The sequence below is a fragment of the Streptomyces sp. NPDC039609 genome (assembly GCF_055596705.1).
Map to the genome: position 1 here is coordinate 1 of NZ_JBVIUJ010000040.1, position 1,328 is coordinate 1,328.

2 protein-coding genes are annotated in these 1,328 nt (G+C 67.3%); one reads left to right on the forward strand and one right to left on the reverse strand.

Annotation, left to right across the window (positions count from 1 at the left end):
* Positions 1 to 57 precede the first annotated feature (57 nt).
* A protein-coding gene (locus tag ACZ561_RS40080) for an IS5 family transposase (protein WP_471005095.1) occupies positions 58 to 986 on the forward strand; the annotation gives its coding sequence in 2 pieces (ribosomal slippage) (positions 58 to 453 and positions 456 to 986; 927 coding nt in all).
* 16 nt (positions 987 to 1,002) lie between these two features.
* Here the strand turns inward: ACZ561_RS40080 and ACZ561_RS40085 are convergent.
* Entirely contained in the window at positions 1,003 to 1,224 is a 222-nt protein-coding gene (locus ACZ561_RS40085) for a hypothetical protein (protein WP_471005093.1), read from the reverse strand.
* Positions 1,225 to 1,328: the final 104 nt, after the last annotated feature.

Here is a 1,328-nt window from a genome sequence, read left to right on the forward strand (position 1 = left end):
CTAGGACTTGTCCGGCCGATCATGTGACTACCGCGTGTCCGAGTCGTTGATGTGGGCATGGGGCGGGGTGATCTGAGTGATGCCGAGTGGGAACGGCTGCGGCCGTTCCTGCCGGTCAGCAACGGGCGTTGTGGCAGGTGGCGGGATCACCGGCAGGTGATCGACGGGATTCTGCACCGGGTGCGGACCGGGGTGCAGTGGCGCGATCTGCCCGAACGGTTCGGGCCGTGGAAGACCGTCTATGAACGCCATCGCCGGTGGTCGGCCGACGGCACCTGGGAACGCTTGCTCCAGCAGGTCCAGGCCGCGGCGAACGCCGCATGCGAGATCGACTGGGACATCTCGGTGGACTCCACGATCGTCCGCGCGCATCAGCATGCGGCCGGTGCCCGCACCGATCCACCCTCAGCACTCGCTTCAAAGGGGGCCGAAGGAGTGGAACACCAGGACGAGACGTGGGAGAGCCTCGTCGGCCACCTGGTGGAGGTGGTGCTGGAGGTGAGGGCCTGGGCCGCTCGCGCGGCGGGTTCACCAGCAAGCTTCACCTGAGCGCGGACGGCCGCTGCCGCCCCCTGTCCCTGATCGTCACGCCGGGACAGCGGGCGGACTGCACGCAGTTCATCCTGGTACTGGAGGCAATCCGCGTCCCGCGGACCGGGCCGGGCAGACCTCGCAAGAAGCCCGGCAGCGTCGCGGCCGACAAGGCATACAGCAACGGGCCCTGCCGCCAATACCTGCGGCGCCGGGGCATCCGGCACACCATCCCGGAGAAGGCCGACAGCCAGGCCGCCCGCCTGCGTAAAGGCTCACGTGGCGGACGGCCACCGGGCTGGGATGAAGAGCGGTACAAGAAGCGGAACACCGTTGAACGGGCGATCAACCGACTCAAGCAGCACCGGGCCGTGGCCACTCGGTACGACAAGCGCCAATACGTCTACCTCGGCACCGCTACTGCTGCGTCACTGGTGATCTGGCTCCGCTCGTGAGTGCCAGGATCAGTCCTCATTCGTCTTCCGGCAGGTGGTAGTAGACGGTCCCCGACCGCCAAGGGCCGTGTTCGGTCGCCTCTGACGAGATCACCACGTCCTGGATCTCAACACGTCCCAACGCGTCGATGGTGTCGGCCAGCCGTCGCAAGAGGGCCGGAACGCTATCGCAGCCCGGGCCAGCGGGGTTGGCCTGCGAGAAATGGCGCACGGTCCAATGCTCCGGAGTATCAATCACGGGCTGATCGTAGGACCTGCCGTGGTCAGCAGACCGACCGCTGGGGCCGGCGACTCACATCCCGGGAGCAGCCCAGACCGTGATCGACCGGACAGGTCCTAGGT